Below are 2,711 nucleotides of genomic sequence, written 5' to 3' on the forward strand. Positions count from 1 at the left end.
GGCGACGCGCAGGTGCGCGGCTTCTTCCGCGCGCTGTTTTCGCAAGCACTTAGCGAGGACAAGCCTTCCTTCGTGCTGCACGGGCTCGAGGTTGCCGGCAAGCTGCGCGCCATTACCGGTTCAAGCCGCTCGGGCAAACGCCTGATCTGCGAATTCGGAGCGATCGCCGAGGACGATCTCGGGCACGCCAGCCCCGGCGACTTCCTGTTCTTCGACAACATCCAGGAAGCCTGCGAGACCGGTTTCGAGGTGTATGACTTTTCGGTAGGAGATGAGCCTTACAAGCGGCTGTGGTGCGATATCGAAACGCGGCATTTCGAAGTGCTGGTCCCCTTGACCGTGAAGGGCCGCATGCTGGCGCTGACGCTTCGGCAAGGCGCGCGGCTGAAAGCCTTCGTCAAGAACAGCCCGACGATCTGGAAGCTGACCAAGGTGCTGCGCCGCAAAGCCGCCGGCCAGGCGGCGCCCTCGGAAGAAGATAGCTAACGCAATGACGCCGATCATCCGCACACTGTCCCTGCAGGAACTGGCGCTTCTCGTCGACTGGGCAGCTGCGGAAGGCTGGAACCCAGGTCTTGAAGACCCGGCGATGCTCCAGGCGGCGGACCCCGAAGGCTTCATCGGCGCCTTTGTCGGCGACGACATGGTCGCGGCAATTTCGGCCGTGGCCTATGGCAGCGAATTCGGCTTCATCGGCCTCTACATCTCCCGGCCTGACATGCGCGGCATGGGCTACGGCAAGACGGTGTGGGACGCCGGCATGAAAAGGCTTGCAGGCCGGACCGTCGGCCTTGACGGCGTCGCCGAGCAGCAGGCCAATTACCGGCGCAAGGGCTTCGCGCCGGCCTACGAGACCATCCGCTTCACCGGGCGCAAGGCAGGCCCGACGGCCAGGGCCGATGGGTTGCGGATGATTACAACGCAACTCCTGTCCGATGTCGTCGCCTATGACGCCCATTGCTTTCCGGCGCCCCGAGACGCCTTTCTGAAGCGATGGCTGCAAGAACCGCATCATGGGTTGGCGGCAATCGGTTCGCGCGGCGTCACCGGCTTTGGCGTGGTGCGCCGGTGCCGATCCGGCTTCAAGATCGGCCCGCTGTTTGCCGACGACATGGAAATCGCTTCGCAACTCCTGGAGGGACTGGCCGGTGCCTGTGAGGGCGGCGAGCTGCATATCGACGTCCCCGCCGATAACACCGGTTTCATAACTGCGCTCGATGCGGCCGGCTTTGCGCCGACCTTCACCACCACGCGCATGTACAAGGGGCCTGCCCCGGAACTGGACCTGCAAAGGGTGTTCGGCGTAACGACCCTGGAACTGGGCTAGATCGGGCGAACCGCTGAACGGCTCCGCCAGGCGATCCGCAGCTCTCTCAGGCGGCGGCAGTGCGCCGTCCCGGCACCGGATTGCCGGGCGGTTCGTGGCCGAGCGGCGTCACCAGCGTCAGGTCGGGATAGCCGTTCTCGATCAGCTTGACGGCAGCCTGCGTCACCTCGTCGTCGGCCTCCAGCATGGAGAGAAAGACCTCGGTGGCGTCGCCGGTCAGACGGCCGATGCCCTGCGCGTCGGCTGGTCCGCATTCGACCACGACCAGATCATAAGCCGTTGTCAGCGACTGCATAATGATCGGCAGCCGGTCGGCAGCGCGCATGGCGCGGACCGGATCGGCGGTTCCGACCGGAATGACGTGACAGTCCGAGTAGAGATCGGCATGGATGACGTCACTGAACTGCGCTTCCGAAGCGAGCAGGTTGGTGATGCCGGGAAAAAGTCCGCTGTCCAGCATCGGCCGCGAGGCGGCCCCCGACGCTGTGAGGTCCAGCAACAGCACGCGCAGCCCGGCGTCGGCGACTTCGCGCGCCACCAGGATCGCCGATGCAGCCGCCTCGTCGCCTTCCGGCGAGACGAATATGGCGCGCGCCGCACCGCTTGAGATCAGCTTTTCGGCAGCCCTTTCGATGTCGATCTCGCCCAGGGTGGAGCGCGCCGGTTCGGGCTCGACAACCGTTTGCTCTGTCGCCGCCGTAGCGGGCATTGCGACCGCATCCGGCGCCTCGGCCATGGCCTGCATCGCAGCGGCAAAAGGCTCCGCATCGGCTTCATGCGCAGGTTCAGGCAGTTCCTGGTGAATGACGGGTTCCTGGAAGACGGCAGGCTCGTGGCGGACAAATGGCTTGGCGGCCGGCGTCTGCGCCACATGGGGCATCGCGACCTCATCGATCCGTTCGAAACGGGAACCGCTCGCCGGCCGCATCGCGCGGCCTGAGAACAGCTCCCGCAGAAGCGTCACGATGGCCATGATCAGCAGCGATGCGGCGAAAGCCGCGCCGACGATCGGCCCCACCTTCGGGAAATAGGCCTCGGAGGGAACCGACGCCTTCGAGGCGATCCGGGCGTCGACCGGCAGATAGTTGCGGTCCTGGCGCGAAGCGGCTTCGCGGTAGTTGGTCAGGTAGAGTTCGAGCTGCTGTCGCTTGGCGGTCGCGTCGCGCTGCAGTGCGTCGAGGTCGACCTGTTGTTCGCCGGCCTGCGCCGAAGCGGCTTTCAATGTGTTGACGTCGGCGACGAGCTGGTTCTCGCGGGCCTTTGCCGTCTCGGCCTGCATCAACAGGCCTTTCATGATCTTCTGGGCCTCGCTGCGGATCTGCGCGTCGAGATCGGACAGTTGCGATTTCAGCGCGCGAATGCGCGGATGATTGCCAAGCAGCGT

2 protein-coding genes and 1 pseudogene are annotated in these 2,711 nt (G+C 65.2%); 2 read left to right on the top strand and 1 reads right to left on the bottom strand.

The window, feature by feature from the left end:
- Both EOA22_RS30085 and EOA22_RS30090 read left to right on the top strand, forming a co-directional pair.
- The coding region (locus EOA22_RS30085) for a GNAT family N-acetyltransferase (RefSeq protein WP_127390453.1) at nt 1-486 on the top strand (486 nt) is incomplete at its 5' end.
- 4 nt (nt 487-490) lie between these two features.
- Entirely contained in the window at nt 491-1,327 is an 837-nt protein-coding gene (locus tag EOA22_RS30090) for a GNAT family N-acetyltransferase (protein WP_063167776.1), read from the top strand.
- Between the two features lie 46 nt (nt 1,328-1,373).
- Here EOA22_RS30090 and EOA22_RS30095 read toward each other — a convergent pair.
- Nucleotides 1,374-2,711, bottom strand: a pseudogene (locus EOA22_RS30095) (chain-length determining protein); the annotation flags it as partial.

Origin of the sequence: Mesorhizobium sp. M7A.F.Ca.US.014.04.1.1, assembly GCF_003998745.1 — a bacterium.
Classification (GTDB): Bacteria; Pseudomonadota; Alphaproteobacteria; order Rhizobiales; family Rhizobiaceae; genus Mesorhizobium; species Mesorhizobium ciceri.

Coding starts and splice junctions, on each gene's coding strand:
- EOA22_RS30090 (WP_063167776.1), top strand. CDS start 491: ATGACGCCGATCATCCGCACACTGTCCCTGCAGGAACTGGCGCTTCTC.